The sequence below is a fragment of the Amycolatopsis sp. NPDC024027 genome (assembly GCF_040638975.1).
In the GTDB taxonomy this organism is placed as follows: Bacteria; Actinomycetota; Actinomycetes; order Mycobacteriales; family Pseudonocardiaceae; genus Amycolatopsis.
Genome location: NZ_JBEZYY010000018.1, coordinates 202,153 through 225,462 on the forward strand (window position 1 = coordinate 202,153; position 23,310 = coordinate 225,462).

The 23,310-nt window shown below is 72.4% G+C and carries 23 protein-coding genes and 1 pseudogene; 9 read left to right on the plus strand and 15 right to left on the minus strand.

Going from position 1 to position 23,310, the window contains the following annotated elements:
• Nucleotides 1-73 precede the first annotated feature (73 nt).
• Nucleotides 74-307, plus strand: a pseudogene (locus tag AB0F52_RS35955) (leucine zipper domain-containing protein); the annotation flags it as partial.
• Nucleotides 308-393: 86 nt separating this feature from the next.
• Here AB0F52_RS35955 and AB0F52_RS35960 read toward each other — a convergent pair.
• The 4 genes from AB0F52_RS35960 to AB0F52_RS35975 form a co-directional block, all read right to left on the minus strand.
• Nucleotides 394-1,527 (minus strand): toll/interleukin-1 receptor domain-containing protein, encoded by a 1,134-nt coding sequence (locus AB0F52_RS35960; RefSeq protein WP_360180635.1) that lies wholly within the window; start codon nt 1,525-1,527, stop codon nt 394-396.
• A 96-nt stretch (nt 1,528-1,623) separates the two neighbouring features.
• Nucleotides 1,624-2,850 carry a ribonuclease D gene (locus tag AB0F52_RS35965; protein ID WP_360180714.1) on the minus strand — a complete coding sequence of 409 codons (1,227 nt, stop codon included), beginning with the start codon at nt 2,848-2,850 and terminating at the stop codon, nt 1,624-1,626.
• Between the two features lie 98 nt (nt 2,851-2,948).
• Nucleotides 2,949-3,665 carry a response regulator transcription factor gene (locus AB0F52_RS35970; RefSeq protein ID WP_033261886.1) on the minus strand — a complete coding sequence of 239 codons (717 nt, stop codon included), beginning with the start codon at nt 3,663-3,665 and terminating at the stop codon, nt 2,949-2,951.
• A gap of 810 nt (nt 3,666-4,475) precedes the next feature.
• Entirely contained in the window at nt 4,476-5,039 is a 564-nt protein-coding gene (locus AB0F52_RS35975) for a DUF3000 domain-containing protein (RefSeq protein WP_360180637.1), read from the minus strand.
• A gap of 88 nt (nt 5,040-5,127) precedes the next feature.
• On the opposite strand from AB0F52_RS35975, the gene hemE reads away from it, so the two are divergent.
• The 4 genes from hemE (at nt 5,128) to AB0F52_RS35995 (ending at nt 9,808) form a co-directional block, all read left to right on the plus strand.
• Nucleotides 5,128-6,198 (plus strand): uroporphyrinogen decarboxylase, encoded by a 1,071-nt coding sequence (gene hemE / locus AB0F52_RS35980; RefSeq protein WP_360180639.1) that lies wholly within the window; start codon nt 5,128-5,130, stop codon nt 6,196-6,198.
• Nucleotides 6,195-7,595 carry a protoporphyrinogen oxidase gene (gene hemG / locus AB0F52_RS35985; RefSeq protein ID WP_360180641.1) on the plus strand — a complete coding sequence of 467 codons (1,401 nt, stop codon included), beginning with the start codon at nt 6,195-6,197 and terminating at the stop codon, nt 7,593-7,595. Before hemE ends, hemG begins: the two co-directional genes overlap by 4 nt.
• Before the next feature lie 165 nt (nt 7,596-7,760).
• A complete protein-coding gene (hemQ, locus tag AB0F52_RS35990; protein ID WP_013224514.1) occupies nt 7,761-8,453 on the plus strand; it encodes a hydrogen peroxide-dependent heme synthase in 693 nt (230 codons plus the stop codon).
• Between the two features lie 17 nt (nt 8,454-8,470).
• Nucleotides 8,471-9,808, plus strand: coding sequence for a CoA transferase (locus AB0F52_RS35995; protein WP_360180716.1), 1,338 nt, complete (start codon nt 8,471-8,473; stop codon nt 9,806-9,808).
• A 21-nt stretch (nt 9,809-9,829) separates the two neighbouring features.
• Here AB0F52_RS35995 and AB0F52_RS36000 read toward each other — a convergent pair whose 3' ends face one another.
• The 8 genes from AB0F52_RS36000 to AB0F52_RS36035 all read right to left on the minus strand — a co-directional run bounded on the left by AB0F52_RS36000 (nt 9,830) and on the right by AB0F52_RS36035 (nt 16,184).
• Nucleotides 9,830-10,168, minus strand: a complete 339-nt coding sequence (locus tag AB0F52_RS36000) for a hypothetical protein (RefSeq protein ID WP_360180643.1) — start codon at nt 10,166-10,168, stop codon at nt 9,830-9,832.
• The gene (locus AB0F52_RS36005) at nt 10,165-10,965 is read right to left on the minus strand and encodes a DUF692 domain-containing protein (RefSeq protein ID WP_360180645.1); all 801 of its coding nucleotides are present in this window, start codon (nt 10,963-10,965) and stop codon (nt 10,165-10,167) included. Before AB0F52_RS36005 ends, AB0F52_RS36000 begins: the two co-directional genes overlap by 4 nt.
• Nucleotides 10,958-11,872 (minus strand): TIGR04222 domain-containing membrane protein, encoded by a 915-nt coding sequence (locus tag AB0F52_RS36010; protein ID WP_360180647.1) that lies wholly within the window; start codon nt 11,870-11,872, stop codon nt 10,958-10,960. The genes AB0F52_RS36005 and AB0F52_RS36010 overlap by 8 nt, the downstream gene beginning before the upstream one ends.
• Nucleotides 11,873-11,938: 66 nt before the next feature.
• Nucleotides 11,939-12,850 (minus strand): TIGR04222 domain-containing membrane protein, encoded by a 912-nt coding sequence (locus tag AB0F52_RS36015; protein ID WP_360180649.1) that lies wholly within the window; start codon nt 12,848-12,850, stop codon nt 11,939-11,941.
• Between the two features lie 89 nt (nt 12,851-12,939).
• Nucleotides 12,940-13,362: a peptide-methionine (R)-S-oxide reductase MsrB gene (msrB, locus tag AB0F52_RS36020; protein ID WP_103339475.1), complete on the minus strand. Its 423-nt coding sequence runs from the start codon at nt 13,360-13,362 to the stop codon at nt 12,940-12,942.
• 19 nt (nt 13,363-13,381) lie between these two features.
• Nucleotides 13,382-13,687, minus strand: a complete 306-nt coding sequence (locus tag AB0F52_RS36025; protein ID WP_199191365.1) for a hypothetical protein — start codon at nt 13,685-13,687, stop codon at nt 13,382-13,384.
• A gap of 53 nt (nt 13,688-13,740) precedes the next feature.
• On the minus strand, nt 13,741-15,402 hold the full coding sequence (locus tag AB0F52_RS36030) for a protein kinase (RefSeq protein ID WP_360180718.1): 1,662 nt from the start codon (nt 15,400-15,402) through the stop codon (nt 13,741-13,743).
• 119 nt (nt 15,403-15,521) lie between these two features.
• On the minus strand, nt 15,522-16,184 hold the full coding sequence (locus AB0F52_RS36035) for a TVP38/TMEM64 family protein (RefSeq protein WP_360180651.1): 663 nt from the start codon (nt 16,182-16,184) through the stop codon (nt 15,522-15,524).
• Between the two features lie 120 nt (nt 16,185-16,304).
• Here AB0F52_RS36035 and AB0F52_RS36040 point away from each other — a divergent pair, with 120 nt between their 5' ends.
• From AB0F52_RS36040 to AB0F52_RS36050, 3 genes are all read left to right on the plus strand, one after another.
• Nucleotides 16,305-17,321, plus strand: coding sequence for a DNA polymerase domain-containing protein (locus tag AB0F52_RS36040; RefSeq protein WP_360180653.1), 1,017 nt, complete (start codon nt 16,305-16,307; stop codon nt 17,319-17,321).
• Between the two features lie 254 nt (nt 17,322-17,575).
• Nucleotides 17,576-17,968 (plus strand): DUF6221 family protein, encoded by a 393-nt coding sequence (locus AB0F52_RS36045; protein WP_013224525.1) that lies wholly within the window; start codon nt 17,576-17,578, stop codon nt 17,966-17,968.
• Between the two features lie 36 nt (nt 17,969-18,004).
• Nucleotides 18,005-19,000: an LLM class flavin-dependent oxidoreductase gene (locus AB0F52_RS36050; RefSeq protein ID WP_360180655.1), complete on the plus strand. Its 996-nt coding sequence runs from the start codon at nt 18,005-18,007 to the stop codon at nt 18,998-19,000.
• Nucleotides 19,001-19,086: 86 nt separating this feature from the next.
• Here the strand turns inward: AB0F52_RS36050 and AB0F52_RS36055 are convergent, their stop codons facing one another.
• From AB0F52_RS36055 to AB0F52_RS36065, 3 genes are read right to left on the minus strand one after another with little or no spacing between them, the layout of a single operon-like run.
• On the minus strand, nt 19,087-19,299 hold the full coding sequence (locus AB0F52_RS36055) for a hypothetical protein (RefSeq protein WP_360180657.1): 213 nt from the start codon (nt 19,297-19,299) through the stop codon (nt 19,087-19,089).
• Between the two features lie 30 nt (nt 19,300-19,329).
• Entirely contained in the window at nt 19,330-19,986 is a 657-nt protein-coding gene (locus tag AB0F52_RS36060) for a maleylpyruvate isomerase N-terminal domain-containing protein (protein WP_360180659.1), read from the minus strand.
• Between the two features lie 19 nt (nt 19,987-20,005).
• Complete coding sequence (locus AB0F52_RS36065) at nt 20,006-21,559, minus strand: helix-turn-helix domain-containing protein (protein ID WP_360180661.1); 1,554 nt, start codon at nt 21,557-21,559, stop codon at nt 20,006-20,008.
• A 117-nt stretch (nt 21,560-21,676) separates the two neighbouring features.
• Between AB0F52_RS36065 and pruA the strand changes: the two genes are divergently transcribed.
• Nucleotides 21,677-23,305, plus strand: coding sequence for an L-glutamate gamma-semialdehyde dehydrogenase (pruA, locus tag AB0F52_RS36070; protein WP_360180663.1), 1,629 nt, complete (start codon nt 21,677-21,679; stop codon nt 23,303-23,305).
• Nucleotides 23,306-23,310: the final 5 nt, after the last annotated feature.

The window sequence follows — 23,310 nt, forward strand, 5'->3', positions numbered from 1 at the left end:
CGGGAGCCGGGCATGACGGTGGTGACGCGGGCGAGGGCCTGAGACGAGGGGACGGGTCTTTCGCACTCGTCCCGCCGAGATGGGTATCTCCCGCCAATGCGCCGGCAAGTGGGTCAACCGCCGGCGTCGCCACGGCGAGACGGGTCTGGTCGACCGGCCCGGTGTCCCGCAGCACCAGCCCACCGCCACCTGCTGCAGCTCGGACTCAACCGGCGCCGGTTCCTCGACCCCGCCGGCCAGAACAACCGCCAACCGCGCCGGATCCATCGCCCGCTGGTCCGGGCACATGGTTCACCTCGACGTGAAGAACCAACGACCACACACCACCGCCGGAGACCAGCCACCAGCGTCCCGGCTCCACACCGGCGTCACCAACGTCAAGGCCTCGTACAACTAGCGGGAGCCGCCGCCCAGCAGGTTGCTGATGATCCTCGACAGCTCGCGCATGGTGCGCATCCCCAGCTGCGTCGACTGGGCGCCGACCCGCAGCGGGCGGATCGCTGCGCGCAACGGCGCGTTGATCGCTTCCAGCGGGCGGATCTGCGTCAGGAACTCGGTGATCCGGGCCTCCAGTTCCATCAGCCCGGCCAGCATTTCGACGAATTCGTCGTATTCGCGGCGCGCGCGGTCCAGCAGTTCCGGTGTCATGTGCGAGTCCATCAGGCGCATGTACGAGCGGATCGTCGAATCGGTTTCCGCGACCGTGGTCTCGAACGCCGTGCCGACCTGCTGGATGTTGACCGCCATCGGCTTGATCGTGTCGGCCGCGCGGACCACCCGTGCCTTGATCGCTTCCGGGCGCAGCCCGGCCACGTCGCCGGTCAGCTGGCGCATTTCGTCGGCCAGTTCGTCCAGCGAGTGGCTGATGGCGTCGAACTGCCGTTCCAGCAGTTCGCCGATCTTCGTGAGGTTTTCCTTGTATTCCTGGAGGCCGGGGCCGTCCCTCTCCGGCGCGACCCCGGCGAGCAGCAGCCGATCGCACTTCTTGAGCTTTTCCAGCGCCGCTTCCGCGGAATGGATCGCCTTGATCAGCTTGTCCGCGACGACGGCCGTGGTCCGCCGCCACTCGGCGGTCCCGGAACCAGCCAGCACCGCCTCCTTGATGTCGATGAACTGCAGCTTCTCGATGATCCGGATGAGGGCGTCGTCGCTCTGTTCGCTAATGAATTCGTGCCCCAGCACGACTAGCGGCAGGATCCGCTGGGTCAGGCCGAACTCGTTCGTTTTAGCGTAGAAAGCGTTCAGCTCTTCCCGGCAGGCGCTGCTTTCGTAAAAGTAGTTCATGGAGATGACCGGGACGAAGACCATCGCAGCGTCGAGGCCATCCTGGATCTTCGTTCGCCAGTCCTCGCCCCACCCGATGCTCTCGCGGTCGACGAACACTTCGATCTTGCGTCCGTGCGCGGACGCACAGAACTTCTCCAGCGAATTCTTGAGTGGTGTGACGAAATTCAGAAAGCTGTCATCTTCGTGGGTGAAGCTGAGAAAGCATTGCACGGCAGGCTGATCGGACATGAAATCGGTCATCGAGAGTACCTTCGGCGGGCGGTGCGGCGTTTCCGGCGCAGCCTAAGGTAACCGGTGATCAATTCCGGAACGGGCTCGGAGATTGTCCTGGATCTGTCATGACGCCGTCGTCTGCAACGCCTTGCTCAGCACCGCCGCCGTCAGCTCGACCTGCCACGGCCGGGCGCCACCCGCGCGCAGGACCTCCGCCACCGAATCCTCGTCCGTTTCGGCCGGGGGACGCCAGCAGGTGCGGCGGACCAGGTCCGGCAGCAGCAGGTTCTCCACCGGGAGCCGGCGGTCTTCCGCGATGGCCGTCAAGGCCGCGCGGGCCGCCGACAAGCGGGCCGCCGCGTCCGGGTCCTTGTCCGCCCAGCGGTTCACCGGGGGCGGGCCGTCCGTCGGCTGGGACGGCGACGGCAGTTCGGAAGCGGGGAGCGCCTTGGCCGCCTGCAGGTGGCGCAGCCAGCTCGCCGTGTACTTGCGCTGGACGCGGCCGCTGAACACCGGCAGCGCCTGGAGCTCTTCGACCGTCTTGGGGTCGGCCGTGACGGCGTTGACGATCGCGCTGTCCGGCAGGATCCGGCTCGGTGCACGGTCGCGTTTGCGGGCCAGCTCGTCGCGCGCCTGCCACAGTTCGCGGACCGCCGCGAGGCCGCGCGGGCTGCGGATCTTGTGCACGCCGGACGTCCGGCGCCACGGCTCGGCCCGCGGGGGCGGCGGCGGCGCCGTCCGCACGAATTCGAACTCCTGCCGCGCCCACTCCAGCTTGCCCTGGGCGCCCAGCTCCGCTTCCAGCTTTTCGCGCAGCTGGACGAGCAGCTCGACGTCGAGGGCGGCGTAGTTCAGCCAGTCGACCGGCAGCGGCCGCTTCGACCAGTCGGCCGCGCTGTGGCCCTTCTCGAGGGTGTAGCCCAGCAGCAGCTCGACCAGCGTCCCCAGCGCGACGCGTTCGTAGCCCGCCAGCCGGCCGGCCAGCTCGGTGTCGAACAGCGCCGCCGGGTGCAGGCCCAGCTCGGCGAGGCAGGGGAGGTCCTGGGAGGCGGCGTGCAGCACCCACTCCAGGGAATTCAGGACTTCGCGCAGCGGGGCGAGGTCTTCGTCGGACAGCCCGATCGGATCGATCAGCACCGTGCCGGAACCTTCGCGGCGCAGCTGCACGAGGTAGGCCTTGGGGAAGTACCGGTAGCCGGACGCCCGTTCGGTGTCGACGGCGACCGCACCGGTGCCCGCGGCGAGCTTGGCACAGGCTTCGGCCAGCTCGGCGGCGTCGGTGATCACCGGGGGTGTGCCCTCGGCTGGTTCGCGTAGCAGCACAGGGCCGCCCGTGGACTCGATCTCCATCCCGGTGTCCTCGGCCTCAGTGCTTCCCATGGTTGACGACCCTACGGGACGGGCGTACCGCGCCTGGTCCGCCCGCCCCGCAGGGTGGTGTGCTTTCGTCAGCGGATGACGCCGGCTCGCATGGCCAGTGCCACCATCTGTGCCCGGTCGCCCGTGCCGAGCTTGCGCCCGATCCGGGAGAGGTGGGACTTGACGGTGAGGGCGGAGAGCGAAAGCTCCTCGCCGATCTCCTTGTTGGACTGCCCGTCGGCGACCAGCTGGAGCACCTCCACCTCACGAGCGGACAGCTCGCGCGGGGTGTTGTCGGTGCCCGCGACGCGGGTCCCGGTGGCGAGCACCGGAGCCACGCTCGGGTCGGCGTAGACGCCGCCTTCGAGCACGCGCCGCACGCCATCGGTCACGACGACCGGCGACGCGGACTTCAGCAGGTACGCCTGGGCCCCGGCCTGGAAGGCCGAGCGGACCGCGTACGGGTCGTCCGAGGATGCGAGTACGACCACGCGCGGCCAGCCGTGGCTACGGAGTTCCGTAACCAGCTCGATGCCGCTGCCGTCCGGCAGTCCGAGATCGAGGATCGCCAGGTCACAAGGCCCAGTGGCCTGTGCTCGCGCCCTCGCCTCGGCCACCGTGGCGGCTTCGTGGACGGTTCCCGCACCCATCTGTGCGAGTCTTGCTGCGATTGCCTCCCTCAACAGCGGGTGGTCATCGACCACCAGTACCGAAAAAAGCTCTTCCCGCGGGTGCGGAACCATGCTCGCCGGCAACGCGCCGGCTGGCGTGGATCGGACGGCCTGAGAAATGCCGACGGTAGCCACGTCACTACCTCCCTGGAGTCGGTCGTGCCCCCCGACCGGCACCGGGACCTTCGGCCGTTCAGCCGCGCCAGCTTTAGACCGAAAGTGGTGTCGTCGAAGGCACTGTAGCCGTCCTGAGGCCGTTGCGGGGGGATCGAATGGGTATCTATCTCAAACGAACAGTCACTCAGTGGGTTCGTAGTAACACGATCGGGCTAGTACACGGCCGGTTGCTAACGGATAGCCCAGTGAGCACGATGCTAAGGAGTTACCGGCGGCCAAATGGCCGTGCAGATGAGGCGTGCAGCTGCCGGTGCGCCTAGTGACGGGGGTCCGGATGGGCGCCCGCGGCCCGCGGAATGTGGGCCCGGCCGGGGCTTGGTCAACTCGGCTGTGCGGCCCTCTGGACACCTGCCGACGCCCGGAACTGTGACTGTCCGTGTCCGTTGCGGGGTGATCGTGACCGTCGCGCCCTCGTTTTGATCTTGTTGCGGTGCGTGACCGCGAGGAGTCACGAACGAGGAGACGTGAATCGGCCTCAGGGCCGGTGGCGGCGCCGAGGGGTCCCCGATGGTCATCCGCGGTCCCCGGGCCGCGAGGCGGCGGCTCAGCGCTCAAAGGGCGGGTGAACAGCGTTCAGTGGACGTGAATTTTGCTCACATCCGTACAAGGGGTGGTCCCGGAACGGCCCGCGGTAAGCCGCCGTTGCCGATTCGTTGCCGAAGATCGCCCGGACAGCCGTGCCGGCCTGCGCCGCGACGCAGTGAATGACTCATTCCTGGCGTCGGACGCAGTGAATGACTCATTCCTGACGTCCGGCGAGCCCCGGGGTCAGGAGCCCTGGCGCTGCCCGAAGAGGGTCACCCCGACCGGCGGCAGGCCCACGACGCTCGCCATCACCTGGCAGAAGGCCTGCCCGTGGGGCAGCAGGTCCGGGTCCGCCGGCGTCCACGACGCCCGCAGCTCCAGGTCGTCGGTGCGGGCGGGGCCGGAGAGGTCGCCGAAGCGGGCCGACGACGTCTCCGTCACCGTGCCGCCGAGTGCCTTCCAGCTCGCCCCGGACACCTCCAGCGCGTCGGTCAGCCAGGACCAGCCGACCGCCGGCAGGAACGGGTCCGTCGCCAGCTCCCGGTCCAGCTCCGCGCGCACGTACATGACGAGGCGCAGCACGCCCTCCCAGCCGTCCTGGCCGTCCGGGTCGTGCAGCAGGACCAGCCGTCCCGAGGCCAGCACGTCGGCGGGCCCGGACACTTCACAGCTGACCGCGTACGACCACGGCGCGAGCCGCTGCGGCGCGCGCATCGGCTCCAGCAGCACCTCCGGGCGGGGCCGGACGGACTGCAGCGCCGCGACTGCTTCGCGGAAGAGTTCGGGCACTGGCGTCATCGCGGTCACGCACCGACTTTAGGGCGGGCACGCCCTGTTGCGGGCGCAGGCGCGCCGAGAGAACGGCCCGCCCGGGCTCGTGGCACGATTGACCGCGATGTCTCAGACCACGCCCCTGCCGCGCCACACCGCCCCGTCCGGTCGCCGCGAGCTGCCCGAAGCCCCGTTCCTGGCCGCCGCGCGCGGCGAACGCCCGGCGCGCACGCCCGTCTGGTTCATGCGCCAGGCCGGCCGCTCGCTGCCCGAGTACCGCGCGCTGCGCGAGGGCGTGCCGATGCTCGATTCCTGTTTCGATCCCGAGATGCTCGCCGAGATCACGCTGCAGCCGGTCCGCCGCCACGGCGTCGACGCGGCCATCCTGTACAGCGACATCGTGGTGCCGCTCAAGGCGGCCGGGGTCGACATCGACATCGTGCCCGGCACCGGCCCGGTGGTTGCGACGCCGGTGCGCGACCTCGCCGCGGTGAAAGCGCTGCCGGAGCTCGAGCCCGAGCAGGTCTCGCCGGTCGCCGACGGCGTCCGGCTGCTGGTCGAGCGGCTCGGCGGCACCCCGCTGATCGGGTTCGCCGGCGCGCCGTTCACGCTGGCCAGCTACCTCATCGAGGGCGGCCCGAGCCGCAACCACGAGCACACCAAGGCGCTGATGCACACCTCGCCCGAGGTGTGGCACGAGCTGGCCGGGCGGCTGGCCGACATCGCCCTGACCTTCCTGCGCGCCCAGCTCGACGCCGGCGTCGACGCGGTCCAGCTGTTCGACTCCTGGGCCGGCGCGCTGTCCGAGCGGGACTACCGCGAGTTCGTCCTGCCGCACTCGGCCAAGGTCCTCGCGGGCGTCGCGGAGTACGGCGTGCCGCGGATCCACTTCGGCGTCGGCACCGGCGAGCTCCTGGCCGCGATGCGCGACGCGGGCGCCGACGTCGTCGGCGTCGACTGGCGGATCCCGCTCGACGAAGCCGTGCGGCGCCTGGGCGGGCGCGCGATCGTCCAGGGCAACCTCGACCCGGCGCTGCTGCACGCTTCCTGGCCGGTGCTGGCGGCCGAGGTCCGGCGGATCGTCGACGAGGGCAAAGCGGCCGACGGCCACATCTTCAACCTGGGCCACGGCGTGCTGCCGGGCGTCGATCCCGACGTGCTGACCCGCGTGGTCGGGCTGGTGCACGAGCTGTGAAGCGCGTCGCGGTCGTCGGGGGCGGCGTTTCCGGGCTGACCGCGGCGTACCGGCTGCGGCGGCTGCTCGGACCCGAAGCCGAGATCACCGTGTTCGAGAAGACGACGGCGCCGGGCGGGAAGCTGCGCACCGCCGAGCTGGCCGGCGTGCCCTACGACGTCGGCGCCGAGGCCTTCCTCGTGCGCCGCCCGGAAATGCTCGCGCTGGTCCGCGAGCTCGGGCTCGACGTCGTCCACCCGACGAAGGCCCGGGCGAAGATCCACGCGGGCGGCGCCGTCACCGGGCTGCCGCCCGGCACGGTCATGGGCGTCCCCGCAGCCGCGGAGTCGGTGGCCGGGGTGCTGTCCGAGGCGGGCCGGCAGGCGGTCGAGGCCGAGCCGTCACTGCCCGAGCTGCGGCTGCCGGGCGGGGACGTGCCGCTGGGGCCGCTGCTGCGCGAGCGGTTCGGCGACGAACTGGTGGACCGGCTGGTCGACCCGCTGCTCGGCGGCGTCTACGCGGGCGGCGCCGACGGCCTCGGCCTGCGCGCCACCATGCCCGGCCTGGCTGCCGCGCTCGCGGCGGGCGCGGGCTCGCTGACCGCGGCGGCCGCCGCCCAGCTGCCGGCGAACCCGTCGGCGGCGCCGGTGTTCGGCACCGTCCCGGGCGGCCTCGGCACGGTGATCGACCGGCTCACCACCGCTTCCGGCGCCGAGCTGCGGACCGGCCTGCCGGTGTGCGAAATCGAACGGCACGGCTCCGGCTGGCGGCTGCGCATCGGCGCGGCGCCGACGGCGCACGCCCCCGCGGACAACGTGGCGGAGGCGGACGCGGTGGTGCTCGCGGTGCCCGCCCCGTCGGCCCGCCGCCTGCTCACCGACGTCGTCCCGGCGGCTTCGGCGGCCTTCGGCGAGGTCGAACTGGCGTCGATGGCCGTGGTCGCGCTGGCGCTGCCGCCCGGCACCGCGCTGCCCGAGGCGTCGGGGATCCTGATCGGCCAGGGCGAGCGGGACGGTTCGGGCGTGCCGTACGCGTCGAAGGCGTTCACGTTTTCCTCCCGGAAGTGGGCCCACTACGGCACCGGGCCGGTCCTGGTCCGCGGCTCGGTCGGGCGGTTCGGCGAGCCGGGCGCGCTGCAGTTCGACGACGTCGAGCTGGTCCGCGTGGTCCGCGACGACCTCGCCCGGCTGACCGGCGTGACGGCGGCGCCGGTCGAGACACTGGTGACGCGGTGGGGCGGCGGGCTGCCGCAGTACGGCCCCGGGCACCTCGAGCGGGTCGAGCGGATCGAGAAGGCCGTCGCGGAGGTGCCGGGCCTGGCGATCGCCGGGGCGACCCTGCACGGGGTCGGGTTGCCGGCGTGCGTGGCCACCGCGGAGGCGGCGGCGCAGCGGATCGCGGCCCACCTGACCGCCTGACGCGACCGGTCGCGTGAGCGGCGTGTGACGCAGTGAATGACTCATTCCTGGCGTCTGGCGCCAGGAATGAGTCATTCACTGCATTGCGGGCCCGGCGGCGGGCTCGTGAGTGCGGTCACCCGACCCGTGGCGGCGAGCGCGGCGCCGCGGTGACAGGATGGACCCATGGCGCGGGTCAACTACAACGAGCTCAACGACACCATCCGCTACACCACCTGGTCGGTCTTCCGGATCGAGCCGGGCCGGCTGGGTGAGGACCGCGGGACCGCCGGCCGCGAGACCGCGGAGTACCTGGACGGGCTCGAGGCCAAGGGCGTCGTCGTCCGCGGCGTGTACGACCTCTCCGCGCTGCGTGCCGACGCCGACTTCATGATCTGGTGGCACGCCGAGGAGATCGAGCAGGTCCAGGCCGCCTACGCCGGGTTCCGCCGGACGCCGCTGGGCCGCGCGTCGACGCCGGTCTGGAGCCAGACCGCGCTGCACCGGCCCGCCGAGTTCAACAAGAGCCACATCCCGGCGTTCCTGGCCGGCGAAGAGGCCCGCAAGTTCATCTGCGTCTACCCGTTCGTGCGGTCCTACGAGTGGTACCTGCTCCCGGACGCCGACCGCCGCAAGATGCTCGCCGACCACGGCAAGGAAGCCCGCGACTACCCGGACGTGCGCGCGAACACCGTCGCGTCGTTCGCCCTGGGCGACTACGAGTGGATCCTCGCCTTCGAGGCCGACGAGCTGCACCGGATCGTCGACCTCATGCGCCACCTGCGCGGCACCGAGGCGCGGCTGCACGTGCGCGAAGAGATCCCGTTCTACACCGGCACCCGCGTGCCGCCCGCCGAGCTCGTCGCGGCTCTCCCGTAGTGCGGCTCGAGACGACAGTGCGGGACATCGTCGAGGGCGTTTGGAACGCCCTCACCGGATCTTCGCCGGGAGCCTTCGAGCTGACCGGCACCGAGGACGTGCTGCCCGGCCCGTACCGGGTGGCGGCGGCCGCCACGGCTTCCGTGGCCGCGGCGACGCTGGCGGCGGCCGAAATGCTGAAGCTGCGCGAAATCGAGCCCGGCGTGGTCACGGCGGACACGCGGCACGCGGCGGCGGCGTTCCGGAGCGAGCGGCTGCTGCGCGTGGAGGGCGTCGGCGCGGAGCCCGCCTGGGCGCCGCTGTCGGGCGACTACCGCACGGCCGACGGCTGGGTGCGCCTGCACGGCAACTACCCGCGGCACGAATCGGCGGTGTGCTGGGGGCTCGGTGTCCCCGGTGCGCGCGAGGCCGTCGAAAAGGCGGTCGCCGGACGTCCGGCGCGCGAGGTGGAGCACGCCGTCGTGTCGGCCGGGGGAGCGGCGGCCGAGCTGCGGTCGCCGGAGGAGTGGGCCGCCCACCCGCAGGGCGAGGCGGTGGCTTCGCTGCCGCTGGTTTCGCTGACGCCACTGGGCCCGGCCCCGAAACGGACACTGTTCTACTCGGACCGGCCGCTGGGCGGGATCCGCGTCCTGGAGCTGACGCACGTGCTCGCCGGGCCGGTCGCCGGCCGGGTCCTGGCCGCGCACGGCGCCGACGTCCTGCACGTCGGAGCCGCCCACCTGCCGCGGGTCGAGGCGCTGGTGCGGGACACGAACCAGGGCAAGCGATCGACGTTCGTCGCACTGGACACCGAGGGCGGCCGCGCCCGGTTGAAGAAGCTGATCAGCCGGGCCGACGTGCTGGTCCAGTCGTTCCGCCCGGGCGCCCTCGAGCGCATCGGGTTCGGACCCGCGGAGCTGGCCGAGCTGCGGCCGGGCTTGGTGATCGCGGACCTGAGCGCCTACGGCTGGGAAGGCCCCTGGGCCCGGCGCCGTGGGTTCGACAGCCTGATCCAGATGTCGAGCGGCCTGGCCTGGGGCGACCCGCCGGCACCATTGCCGGTCCAGGCCCTGGACCACGCCACGGGCTGGCTCACGGCGGCGGCGGTGATGACGGCGTTGCATCGCCAGGTGGTGGAGGGTGGCACGTGGCGCGCGCGGCTGTCGCTGGCGGGCACCGGCCGGTGGCTGGATTCGCTGGGCCGCAAGGATGCCGCGGCGGTAGAGGCCGACTTCGGCGACTTGCTGGAGGAAGTCGACAGCGGGTACGGGCGGATGACGCGGGTCCGGATGGCCGGTGGGTTGCCGGGTGCCGAGCCGTACTGGGAGTTCGGGACGCGGGAGCCGGGAGTCGACAAACCGACCTGGACACCTTGAAGCGGAACCGGCCCACCTGGATCAGCGGCGCCGGAGGCGGTCTGCCAGCCGCCGCCGGGGCTTCGGCAGGTGACCACCCTCGATCAGCCACGTCACGAACTCGTCGGCATACGCTCCCGATCGCTCGGCCGCCTTCTTCGGCCGTTCCGCGGTGAACCGCGCGAACAGCGGCTCGTACCGCTCGCCCAGCGCCTCCGCCAGCTCGGGCCGCTGATACGCCAGCACCCGACCGTGCTTGCGGCGGAGCACGTGAGCCTCCACCTTCAGCCGGGCCGGGTCGAAGCCCGCCGGGGCCGGGCCGCCGGCCAGCAACGCCTGCAGCAGCTCTGCCTGCCGCCGGGCCAATTCCGCGCGGCTCACCCCGTCACCGCCGTCCGCAGGGCGGACAGCTCCGCCGCCAGCTCGTCGTCGGCCGGGTAGTCGTCGTCGCGCTCCAGCAGCACTCCCGGCGGGTCCGTCCGGCGGCGGAGCTCCGTCAACAACGCCAGGACCTCCGGCAGCACCGGGTGCGCGTGCGTGTCGTGGTAGACGCCGTCGCGCTCGATTCCGCCCGCCATGTGGACGTACGCTAGCCGCTCCCAGGGGATTCCGTCGAGGAACGCCACCGGGTCCGTGCCGATGTTGCGGGCGTTGGCGTACAGGTTCGCCACGTCGATGATCAGCCGGCAGCCCGTCCGGTCGGTCAGCTCGGTGAGGAACTGCTCCTCGGTCAGCTCGGCGTCCGGCCAGTCGAGCACCGCGGCGATGTTCTCCAGCGCCAGCGGCACGTCCACGATGGACTGGGCCAGCCGGACGTTCGCCACCAGCACGTCCAGGGCCTCGCGCGTGCGGGGGAGCGGCATCAGGTGGCCCGAATCGAGCCCACCCGCGCGCACGAAGCACACGTGGTCGCTGACCAGCGGCGCGTCCAGCGCCCGCGCGACCTCCGCGAGGTGCTGGACGCGCCCGGTGTCCAGGGGCTCGGCCCCGCCGAGGGACAGCGAGACGGCGTGCGGCAGCACCGGCAGGCCCCGTTTGCGCAGCGCCACGAGCGTCTCCGGCAGGTGGTCGGCGTGCAGGTTCTCGGCGACGACCTCGACCCAGTCCACGCCCGGCAGCCGCGCGATGGACAGGTCGAGCTCGTGCCGCCAGCCGATTCCGATGCCCAGCTCACCCACCGCAGCCCCCTCCGCCGCACGACGAACCGCACGAAGACCCGCTGCTGCACGACGAGCTCGAGCACGACGACCCGCTGCTGCAGGACGACCCGCCGGACGAGCCGCCGCCCCCGGACGACGTCATCGGCGGGGTCAGCGCCGCGCTCAGCTCCTCGTCCGGGTACATCGCCCAGCCGCCCAGCGCGACCGCGGCCGCCGCCCCGCCGAGCAGGACGCCGCCGGCCAGCATGCCGGCCGGGACCGGTCCGCTCGCCGCGGCGCGGGCCTGGCCGAGCAGGCGGTGCCCCGCGGCGGACGGCTGCCGGGCGCCGGGCTTCGACCGGCGGACCGCCGCCACGATCGCCAGCACCGCCGCGACGAGGACCAGGACCACCAGGATCCCGACCGGGCGGCCGAGGGAAATACCGTTGACCAGCCGCGCCACGCCGAACGCCAGCACCGCCAGCTGGAGGAGCAGCCCGAACGTCCGCGCCTGCCGCTTGGCGGCCGCCGACGCCAGCAGCCCGCGCTGGTCGAGGCCCTCCTCCAAGGCCCGCATCGCCGCGGAAACGCGGACCTTCGCCCGGATGATCGCGGTCGTCTTCAGTTTCGCGACGTCGAAGACGGCCCGCTCCAGCGGTTCCACCGGCCGCGTGCCGGTTTTGCTGACCTGCTTGTAGCTGTTGACGCGCAGCTGCCCGCGCTCGACCAGGGCCGCGATCGCCGCGTCGACGGCCCGGTCGGGGCCGCCGGCGAGGAAGGCCAGCTGGTAGACGCTCGGCGGCGGCCCGGGCGCGACGGCGTCCGCCCGCATCGCCCGGCTGCTCACGATCCCGGACACGACGACCCGGATCAGCAGGACCGCGCCGAGCAACGCGATGTAGAGGACCACGAAATCCGGTCCGGAGATGCCCCACGGGTCGGTCATCGCCCGTCTCCCCTCAGTGTGTCGCGGTTACCGTAGCTGTGAGACGCACGCGCTCGCGTCGGCGTTTCAACCACCACAGCCCCCGCCTCCGCCGCCGCCACCGCAGCCGCCGCCCCCGCCGCCGCACGAGCTGCCGCCACCGCCGCAGGAGCTGCCGCCGTAGTAGCCGACGGCCGCGCCGCCGCCCCCGCTCGCCCAGCGGGCGCGCGGACGGCGGGCGGCGCGTGCCGTGGACTGCTGGGTGGCGCGGCTGACGGCCAGCCGGACGTCCTTCTCCGGGTGGCTGCCGAAGCCGTCGGCCGCGACGGCCCCGGCCGGACCCGTGACGAGCGTCCGCGCGCGGCGCGCCTCTTCCGCGGCCGCCCGGCCGGCGAAGGTGGCCTTGACCTGGGGCTTGTTCGCGGCGCGGACCGTGGCCACCACGGCCGCGACGATGTTGAGGGCGAGCAGGGCCAGCAGGAAGCCGACGGGGTGCCCGGTCGAGGAGCCCGCGATCAGCCGGACGACGCCGAGGACGAACAGCGCCCAGCTCGCCACGGCGATGAACAGCCGGGTCCGGCGCAGTTTCCGGACGTCGGTGAGCAGGCCGCGGGCGATCAGCCCGGTCTCCAGGTCCGCCACGGACGGGTGGCGCGCCACCTCGGCGCGCACCCGGTCGACGGAGCTGCCGGTCTTGCCGATCCGCCCGAGGGCGGCCCGGCCCAGGTCGTCGGCGGCCGAACCCCGGACGCGGTGCACGCGTCCGGTGCCGTCGAGCCGGATCAGCTGCCGCTCGAGCAGCCCGGCGACGACCCATTCGCCGACGCGCTCCCGCCCGCCGGTCAGCAGCGCCAGTTCTTCGGCCTTGTCCGGTGCCCCGCCGGTGCGCCCCCGCAACAGCAGCGCGGCGCGCACCACCGCGACCAGCGCCACCAGGAACAGCGCCCCCAGGTAGAGCCCCGCGAACACCGGTCCGGGAATACCCCAGGTGTCGGTCATGAGTCCGCCCTCCCTCGTCCGTGTGCGGAGACTACGTCCGAGGAAGGGCGGCGGGTTGCTCGCTTAAGGAGGATTTAGGACGGCGGTTCTCAGGGCTCGGTGACCAGTTTCAGCGAGATCGAGTTGATGCAGTAGCGCTGGTCGGTCGGGGTCGGGTAGCCCTCGCCCTCGAAGACGTGCCCGAGGTGGCTGTGGCAGGAGCCGCAGAGCACCTCGATCCGCTTCATGCCCATGGCGCGGTCCTCGCGCAGCAGCACGGCGTCGGAGTCGGCCGGGTCGTAGAACGACGGCCAGCCGCAGTGGCTCTCGAACTTCGTGTCGCTGCGGAACAGCTCGGCACCGCACGCGCGGCACTCGTAGACGCCGGTGGCCTTGGTGTCGGTGTACTCACCGGTGAACGGCCGTTCGGTCCCCGCCTGGCGGAGCACGGCGAACTCGTCGGGGCTGAGCTGCGCCCGCCATTCCTGCTCGGACTTCACGACGCGAGGGGTCGCGCCGACAACGGGTTTCATACCTTTCACCCGATCCACGTTACGCCGCGAGCCAGGCGAGGGCGTGCACCACGATGTCCCATGCGGCCACGATCACGCCGAGCACGATCAGGATCACGATGAGGGCCGACACCCAGTAGCGCAGCCCGCCGAGGCGGTTGCTGGAGTCGGCGAAGTCGGCGACGCCGTCGAGCGCGGCCTCGATGGTGTAGTTCGGGCCGCAGCGTTCGATGCGGTCGAGGTGCTCGGCGAACGCGCGCGCCTCCGGGTCGTACGGGTCCAGGCCGACCAGGTCCTCGTGGAAGCGAGGATTCGGGCCCGGCAGCGAAGCTCCGTCGTCGGCCATGCCACCACGGTAGGCCATCCGCGCCGCTCAGCCCACCGGACGCGCGTTACGTCTCAGAGACCGGTGTTGGGGTTCGCGTCGAACTTGGTGTTGCTGTCGATCAGCAGCTGCCCACCGACCAGGACGATGTGGTACAGCCGGCGGACGCCGTTGAGTTCCATCGAGAGGTTCAGCGAACCGTCGGACCCGGCCGGCCCGTCCGCCTGGGCCTTGCGGTAGCCCTTGATGTTGGTCGCCTGCTCGGCCCAGTAGGCCTGGTAGGCCTCCTGTGAGCCGTAGACCGCCTGGGCAGCGGGGGTGAGCAGGTTCCAGCCACCGGCGGGGTTCGGGTAGAAGCTCTCGGTGAGCAGCCGACCGGCGGCGCCGTAGTCGGTGATCTTGCCTTCGGAGGGGGTCTTGCCCAGGTCGGCGGGCACCGCCGAGTTGCTGGGGCTGGCGCTCTTGGACGTGCTGCTGTGGCCCGTCGTCGGCTGGTTGCCCGGCGACTGGGCGGTCTGGTTGCCGCCCGAACCGCCGTTGCCGGAGTTCAGGACCAGGAACACGATCACCGCGACCACGACGACGGCCGCGCCGGCGCCGGCGAACACCGCGTACTTGCGCTTGTTGTCCGGCTTCGCGGTGCCCGACGAGTACTGGGGCGCCCTGGCCGACGGCGCGGCCGCGGGCATCGGTCTGGGCGGGGTGTTCGGCGGGGCGGCCGGGGACCGCATCGGCATGAACGCCGCGGTCGGGCGCGGCGGGTTCGACGGTGCCTTGTTCGCGGGCACGGGCGTGCCGACCGGCGGGGACGAAGGTGCCTTGTTGGCCGTCCGCTGCCACGGCGGCCGCTCGTCGTCCGCGGACGCGGGTGCGGCGGGCTTGCGCCCCGAGCCGCCGGAGAGCAGCGGCGGGGACGCCGTCATGCCACCGGGCTCGGTGCGGGCCAGCGCGGCCAGCCGCTCGCGGGCCTCGGCCATGCTCGGCCGCTCGCCCGGCTCGCTGCGCAGCAGGCTCATCAGCAGCGCGGTGGCCCCGCCCGCCTGCACCGGCGGGTTGATCTGGCCGTTCGCCGCCGCGTAGAGCAGCGCGAGCTGGTTGGTCGTGTTGCCGTACGGCGTGGTGCCCTCGATCGCCTGGTAGAGGGTCGCGCCGAGGGCGAAGACGTCGGAGCTGGGCACCGGGTCGGCGCCGCGGGCCAGCTCGGGTGCCAGGTACGCGGGCGTGCCGCCGATCAGGCCGGTCGCCGTCAGCGTCATGTCGCCGGCCGCGCGGGAGATGCCGAAGTCGGTGATCTTCGCGGCGCCGGTCTCGTCGATGAGGATGTTGCCCGGCTTGACGTCACGGTGCACGATCCCGGCCCGGTGGGCCGCCACCAGCGCGGACGCGACCTGCTCGCCGATCCGGGCGACCCGCCCGAGCGGGAGGGTGCCCTCCTCGGCGAGGATCGTGGAGAGGCTGGGCCCGTTCAGGTACTCCATCACCAGGCACGGGTCGCCGTTGTGCTCGGCGATGTCGAACACGACGATGGCGTTCGGGTGCTGGAACCGGGCCGCGTTCTTCGCCTCGCGCATCGCGCGCTGGCGCATGTTGTCGCGCTCGGTCTCGGAGACGCCCGGCTGGGGGAGGATCTGCTTGATCGCGACGTCGCGCTCGAGGCGCACGTCGGTCGCGCGCCACACGACACCCATGGCACCGCTACCAATGTGTTCGACGAGGCGGTAGTGCCCCGCGATCAGCTGACCGGTGTCGATGGCGACTGCTCCTGACGAAATTCCCGGTGGTGGTGGCCCTGCTCAGCGCGTTACCGCTTCGCGCACCCGATCGAGTGTAGCGGTCGGCAGCGCGGGAGTTCGCGTCAGCCAGCCGGTCCGGCAAGCTGTGGTTCGGCCGGTGCCCGCTTCTTGAACACCTTGACCAGCCCGATCGCTCCGGCCAGCGCGAACAAGCCGTAACAGGCGAGCAGCGCGGGCGGCGTGTCGCCGGTCAGGGCGTCGCCGAGGACGACCACGGCGACCGTGCCGGGCACGCTCCCGAGCAGCGTACCGGCCAGGTACGGGGCGAGCCGCACCGAGGACACCCCGCAGAGGTAGCTGAAGGGCGCGAACGGCACCACCGGGATCAGCCGGAGCGACGTGATGGCGAGGACGCCGCCGCCGGAAAGGCGGTCGTTCACCGTCCGCACCGCGGACCGGTGCAGGTGCCGGGTGACCAGGTCGCGGCCGAGCGAGCGGGCCAGGCCGAAGGAGAGCCCGGCCGCGATGGTCGTGGCGACCAGGCCGATCGCGATCCCGGCCGCGGTGCCGACGAGCAGGCCGGCGGCGAGGTTGAACACCGTCCGCGGGACGGGCGCCACGGTGAGCAGCGAATACGCGACGAGCAGCACGAGCGGGGTGGCGGGGCCGGTGGTGGCGGCCCAGGCCCGCAGCTCGGCCGGACCGGGGATGGGCAGCAGCACCGCGGCCGCCGCGAAGACGGCTAGCACGGCGAGCGCGACGATCAGCTTGGTGCGGCCGGACACCCGTTCGAGCCTACCGGCCGGGGTGCGGCGGGCGGCCCGGACGCAGTGAATGACTCATTCCTGGCGTCGCATGCAGTGAATGAGTCATTCACTGCATGTGGGTGCCGCTAGCGTGGCCGCATGCCCAAGAACGGTGACCCGGTCGAGTACGAGGTGGACGGGCGCACGGTTCGCGTCACGAGCCCGGACAAGGTGTACTTCCCCCAGCGCGGCATCACGAAGCGGCAGGTCGTGGAGCACTACATCACGGTCGGCGCGCCGCTGCTGCGCGCGATCGGCGAACGCCCGACGACGCTGAAGCGCTACGTCGACGGCGTCGAGGGCGACTGGTTCTACGCCAAGCGCGTGCCGAAGGGCGCGCCCGAGTGGGTTTCGACCGCCGAGATCACGTTCCCGTCCGGCCGCAAGGCGGCCGAGGTGTGCCCGACCGAGCCCGCGGTGTTCGCGTGGGCGGCCAACCTGGGCACGTTCGACTTCCACCCGTGGCCGGTCCGCCGCCCGGACACCGACCACCCCGACGAGCTCCGGATCGACGTCGACCCGCCGGACCGGGCGGGCTTCGCGGACGCGGTCGAGGTGGCCATGGTGGTCCGCGAGGTCCTGGCGGACGCGGGCCTGACGGGCTGGCCGAAGACCTCGGGCGGCCGCGGGGTGCACGTGCTGGTCCGCATCCGCCCGGAGTGGGATTTCGTGGCGGTCCGGCACGCGGTGATCGCGCTGGGCCGCGAGGTCGCCCGCCGGATCCCGGAGAAGGCGACGATCAACTGGTGGAAGGAGGAGCGAGCGGGCCGGGTGTTCCTCGACTACAACCAGGCGGCCCGCGACCGGACGGTGGCCTCGGCCTGGTCGGTCCGCGGCACCCCGCGCGCCACGGTGTCGACGCCGCTGACCTGGGACCTGCTGGGCGAGGTGGACGCGGACGACTTCGACGTCCTGACGATCCCGGCGTTCCTGGAGAAGCACGGAGACCTGCACGCACCGATGGACGACGCGCCGTTCGGCCTGGAGACGGCGCTGGAGTGGTACGAGCGGGATGAGCGGGACCACGGGCTGGGGGAAATGCCGTATCCGCCGGACTACCCGAAGATGCCGGGGGAGCCGAAGCGGGTCCAGCCGAGCAAAGCCCGCAACGACTGACCCTTCCCGGCTCGGGCAGTGCCTGTGTAACCGGAACCACAGCATCGACGGAAATGCTTGGCACGCTGCGCCGAATGTCCCAGCAGGTGATGCGGCGAGTGATCGCGCAAGCGCCCGCTGTCGCCTTTCGGGTCACAAATGTTGCACGGCCGATCTCCGTGTCACGATCTTGGTCTCCGACGGCGTAACGTGCGGTCCCGGATCGGCGACTCCCCGGGACCCTCGGGGGGCGGGTCCGAGGAAGGAGGCCGTTCGTGGACGACCTGATCGCTTTCCTCGCGGCGCGCGTGGGCGCGCGGCAGGCGTTGATCATGCAGGCCGTCAACAAGGCGAAGGCCGGCGAGGTGATGAACCGCGGTGAGACGAAGGTCGCCGTGGAGCAGAAGATCCGCGGGCTCACCGACCTGGAGCTCGACGTGGTCAACCAGATGATCAACGAGATCGAGGCGACCCGGCGGATCCTGCTCGCCCATCGCACGACGGTGTCGGAGAAGGTCCCCGGTTTTCCGCTCTACGGCAGCGAATACTGGTGTGAGACCTGCCACGTGCCCGCCGACGAGGCCGGCTCCAACTGGTGCCTCACGCTGCGCCTGCTGGCCCTGCCCTACGCCGACCACCCGGAGTACAGCGAACGCTGGCGGCCCTGACGGGAATCCCGCCGGACGTCCGGCGTTGCACCCCGCGTGACGTTGTTCTCCGTGCTCGACCGTTCGCCCGTGCGGCGGGACCGCGGGCCCGCGCAGGCGCTGCGGGACACCGTCGCCTTCGCCGCCGGCGTCGAACGGCTGGGCTACCACCGGTTCTGGGTGTCCGAGCACCACGGCGTGCCGGGCGTCGCCGGGTCCGCGCCGACCGTGCTGGCCGCCGCCGTCGCCGGGGCGACCTCGCGCATCCGCGTCGGCACCGGTGGCGTGATGCTGCCGAACCACCGGCCGCTGGTCGTGGCGGAGCAGTTCGGCGTCCTGGAAGCGCTTCACCCGGGCCGGATCGACATGGGCCTCGGCCGGTCCGTCGGCTTCACCGGCGGCGTCCGATCGGCGCTGGGGCACGGCAAAGAGGATGCCGGCGACTTTGGCGCCCAGCTTCGCGAGCTGCTCGGGTTCTTCACCGGGGACCACGCTTACCCCGGCGTCCACGCCTACCCGGCCGAGGGGCTGCGCGTGCCGCCGTTCCTGCTCGCCACCGGGTCCAGCGCGGACCTCGCCGCGGAACTCGGGCTGCCGCTGGTGATCGCCCCGGTGCGCGGCGACCGTGCCCTGGCCGAAGCCGTGACGCGGTACCGGGACGGGTTTCAGCCGTCCGAGTGGGCGCTGGAGCCGTACGTGGTGGTGTCGACGGCGATCGCGGTGGCGGACTCGGCGGCCGACGCGCGGCGCCTGCTCGTCTCGGAGGCCTGGGCGACGGTCTATTCGCGCTCCCACGGCGTCTTTCCGCCCCTGGACCCGCCGGGTGAGATCCTCGCGGCGCCGATGACCGACCGCGAGCGCCGGCGGCTCGAGGAGACTTTGGACGGTCAGGCTTCGGGCACACCGGCCGAAGTGGCGGACCGGCTGGGGCGGCTGGTGGCGGTCACCGGCGCCGACGAAATCCTCGCCACGACGGCCGCCTACGACCAATCCGCGCGGCTCGATTCTTTCGCCGCGTTGGCCCGGCTGGCCGAACTGCGCGCGCTCGCGTAAGACGGTTTCCTGATTCGCGGATATCGGGTCGGAGAATTACGGTGCCGTATTCCGGTGGTCCGGTTTCCGGGTGGCCCGCGGCCGGTTCAGCCTGGTGAACGCGTGGCCGGCCGGGAGTCCGGCGCCGCCCGGTCCCGGGCGCGGTCGGCGATGCCGCGCGCCACCTCGGCCGGCTCGGCGTGCCGCACGAAGTGGGCGACCGGGACGTCGCGGCCGGCCAGGCCGTCGAAGATTTCCCGCGCGTACGCCTCGACCAGGACGGTCTGCGGGATGACCAGCGTCCCGGCGTGTTCGTGCACCCGCGCCGAACGTGCCGTTCAGCCAGACGATCACCCGAGTACCAGCGGCAGCCGCGCGGCCAGGCCGCCCAGCGCCTCGCGCTCGGCGTCCGAGGGCTCACGGCGACCCGTCCCCACCAGCAGGACGTCCTCGTCCGAGAACGACGGCGGGAACTCCGCTCCCGCGATCTTCTCCAGCATCACCCGCGCCCGCGCCAGGCCCTCGGCGGGCGGCCCGGCCGCCGAGGGCACGTTCGCCACCAGGTCGAGGTGGTGCAACGTCCACTCCAGCACGTACGCCGACAGGTAGTCGCCCGCGGTCAGGACCATGTCCTGCGTCGACACGCGCGTGCCCGGGTCCGCGAGGTCCGCCGCGCGGCCCGCCGCCGATCCCACGTCGTCCAGGTGGAACTTCAGCAGCGCCGGGTCCTCGTACGCCGCCGCCAGGCGGACGATCAGCGCCGACAGCGGGTCTTCGCCGGACGGAAGCGCATCGGAGACCGCCCAGTAGGTGATCGCGTCGTGCGTCAGCGCCGAGGAGGCCGGGGTGGCCAGCGTGATCAGCACGTCCTGCGCGTCGATCACCAGGTGGCAGACCAGGTCCCGGACCAGCCAGCCCCGGCAGCCCGACGGCTTCGCGAACTCCGGCTCAGGAAGGGAAGCGACCGCCAGACGCAACGCCGCCCACGTGCGCGAAAAGAGATCCACGGGCGCGAAGCTAGCAGGGTCACAGCCTCAGCTGCAGCTGAGTAAGCAGGCGCTGCGCGGGGTCGTCGAAGTCGACGCCGGACACCTCGGCCGCGCGGCGGACCCGGTAGCGGACCGTGTTCGGGTGGATGTTCAGCAGCCGGGCCGCCGCGCGGACGTCGCCGAACGCGTTCAACCAGGCCAGGACCGCCGGCACGAGAATGCCGCCGTGCTCGGTGTCGTGCTCGACCAGCGTGGTCAGCCGCGGGTCGCGGATCCGCGGCTGCGCGTCCAGGAAGGCCAGCACCTCCGACAGCAGCACCTCGGCGCGGACGTCGGCCAGCGAGGCGACGTCCGCGGCCCAGCGCCCGCGCGTCATCGCCGCCAGGACGCGGTCGGCGTCGCCGCGGGACGCCGCCGCCTCCGACAGGCGGGGTACGACGCCGCCGAGGGCCGCCCGGACCGGGACGTCCAGGTGCCGGCGGGCGGTGGCGGCGATTTCGCGGGCCAGCGCCAGCACCGCCGCGTCGGAGTGCTCGGGCAGGTCCGGCAGCAGCGCGTAGACGCGGCCGCCGATCACGCTCACCAGCGCGCTGCGCCGGTAGGCCGCCGTGTGGACGGCGATCAGGTGCACCAGTTCCGCGCGCCGCAGCTGCCGGTTGTCCGAGCGCTCCAACGAGAACGCCAGGACCTGCGCCGGCCGGGCTGGATCCGCGCCGATGTCGTCCGCGACGGACTCCGCGTCCAGCCGCCCTTCCAGCAGGCTCGCCAGCAGGTCTTCGCGCAGCCGCAGTTCCGGGCTCGGCAGCGTGCGGGCCCGGATCAGCTGGGGCGCCAGGGTGCGGCTCGCCCCGAGCAACGCCGTCTCGGCCCGTTCGGTGAGCGGCTGGGCACCCTCCTGGACCCAGATCGTGCCGAGCGGCTGCCGGCCCGCGTGGATGCCCGCGGCGATGCGGCGGCGGATGCCCAGCTCGGGCCGCTCGTCGATCCGGACGATCCCTTCCCCGGCGCGAAGCCGCTGGTAGACGCCCCATTCGCGGAGCATCGCGAGGTAGCGCTCCGGGCCTTCGCGGCCCAGGATCGACAGCCGCCGCAGCTCGTCGACCTCGTCGCCCGCCCGCGAATACGCGAGGACCCGGTTCGCCGTGTCCTCGATGCTGACCAGCCCGCCGGTGAGCGTCGCGATGGTCTGGGCCAGGGCGAACAGGTCGCCGAGCACCTCGCCGCCGGCCGCCTCCCCGCCCGCGCGCGCCGCCTCGACGACTCCACGGGCCAGCGATTCCACCTGCTCCCAGCGCGCCTCCGCGCCGACCGTGAGCAGCGCGACGCCCGCGTCCGCGGCGACGTCGGCCCCGGTCGCGCCCTTGACCGCCACCGCGGCCGCGCCGCCGCGCCCGGCCGCGCGGATGGCCGGAGCCGCGGCCCGGCCGCGGGCGCCGATCACCAGCACCAGGTCCCCCGGAGACGCTTCCAGGGGGTCTTCGGGGTCGAGGATCACGACGTCGGTGACCGGGACTCCCAGCCCGTGCGGTGCCACGACGACCTCGACCAACGGCTCCCCGAGGGTGGCGAGCACGTGCCGCAGCGGCGTCACCGGCGGGTTATCCGATCAGCCAAGATCACACGAGCGATTTTAGCCGATCGAACAAGCCGCGGGCACGTGTCCGGAGTTACCGTTCGGGGCACTCGGACACAAAGCAGAGGAGCCGCCGTGGACGCCGTGACCCGGACCCCCGCCCCGACGAACGAGCCGGTGCTGACCTACGCGCCGGGCAGCGCGGAGCGCGCCGAGCTCGAGGGTGCGCTGAAGCGGCTGGGCCAGGCGGAACCGGTCGACCTGACGGTCACCGTCGGCGGCGAGCAGCGCCCCGGCGGCGGCGAGAAGATCGACGTCGTCCAGCCGCACAACCACAAGCACGTGCTGGGCACCATCCACAGCGCGACGCAGCAGGACACCACCGACGCCATCGCGGCCGCCGCGAAGGCCGCCCCGGAATGGCGCGCGCTGTCCTACGACGACCGTGCCGCGATCCTGCTGCGCGCCGCCGACCTGCTCACCGGCAAGTGGCGTGCCACGCTGAACGCCGCCACCATGCTCGGCCAGTCGAAGACCGCGACCCAGGCCGAGATCGACGCCGCCTGCGAGCTCGCCGACTTCTGGCGCTTCAACGTCGAATTCGGCCGCCGCATCCTCGCCGAGCAGCCGATCAGCTCGCCGGGCGTGTGGAACCGGATGGAGCACCGGCCCCTGGAGGGCTTCGTCTACGCGATCACGCCGTTCAACTTCACCGCGATCGCCGGCAACCTGCCCACCGCGCCCGCCCTGATGGGCAACACCGTGCTGTGGAAGCCGTCGCCGACGCAGTCGTTCGCCGCGCACCTCACCATGCGGCTGCTCGAAGAAGCGGGCCTGCCGCCGGGCGTGATCAACCTGCTGCCGGGCGACGGCAAGGCCGTCTCCGAGGTCGCGCTGACCCACCGCGACCTGGCCGGCATCCACTTCACCGGCTCGACCGCGACCTTCCAGCACCTGTGGGGCACGGTCGGCGCGAACATCGCGGGCTACCGCGGCTACCCGCGGCTGGTCGGCGAGACCGGCGGCAAGGACTTCGTGCTCGCGCACCCGTCCGCCGACGTCGACGTCCTGCGCACCGCGCTGGTCCGTGGCGCTTTCGAGTACCAGGGCCAGAAGTGCTCCGCCGCCTCGCGCGCGTACATCCCGCGCAGCGTCTGGAACGAATTGAAGGACGGCCTGGTCGCCGAGACGGAGGCGCTGTCCTACGGCGACGTCACCGACCTGGCGCACTTCGGCGGCGCGGTCATCGACCGGCGCGCGTTCACCAAGCACTCGGACCTCTTCGACCGCGTGCGCAACGATGCTTCGGTCGAGGTCCTCACCGGTGGCACCGCCGACGACAGCGTCGGGTACTTCGTGCAGCCGACGATCCTCGTCTCGGACAACCCGAAGCACGAGATCTTCTCGACCGAGTACTTCGGCCCGATCCTCTCGGTGCACGTCTACGAGGACGGCGGCTTCGACGACGTCCTGAAGCTGATCGACTCCTCCGCCGCGTACGCGCTGACCGGCGCGGTGATCGCCACCGACCGCACTGCCGTCGCGAAGGCGTCCGAGGCGCTGAAGTTCTCCGCGGGCAACTTCTACGTCAACGACAAGCCGACCGGCGCCGTCGTCGGCCAGCAGCCGTTCGGCGGAGCGCGGGCCTCGGGCACCAACGACAAGGCCGGCTCGATCTTCAACCTGCTCCGCTGGACGAGCCCCCGCTCGATCAAGGAGACCTTCGTGCCGCCGACCAGCGTGCGCTACCCGCACCAGGGCTGAGAGGG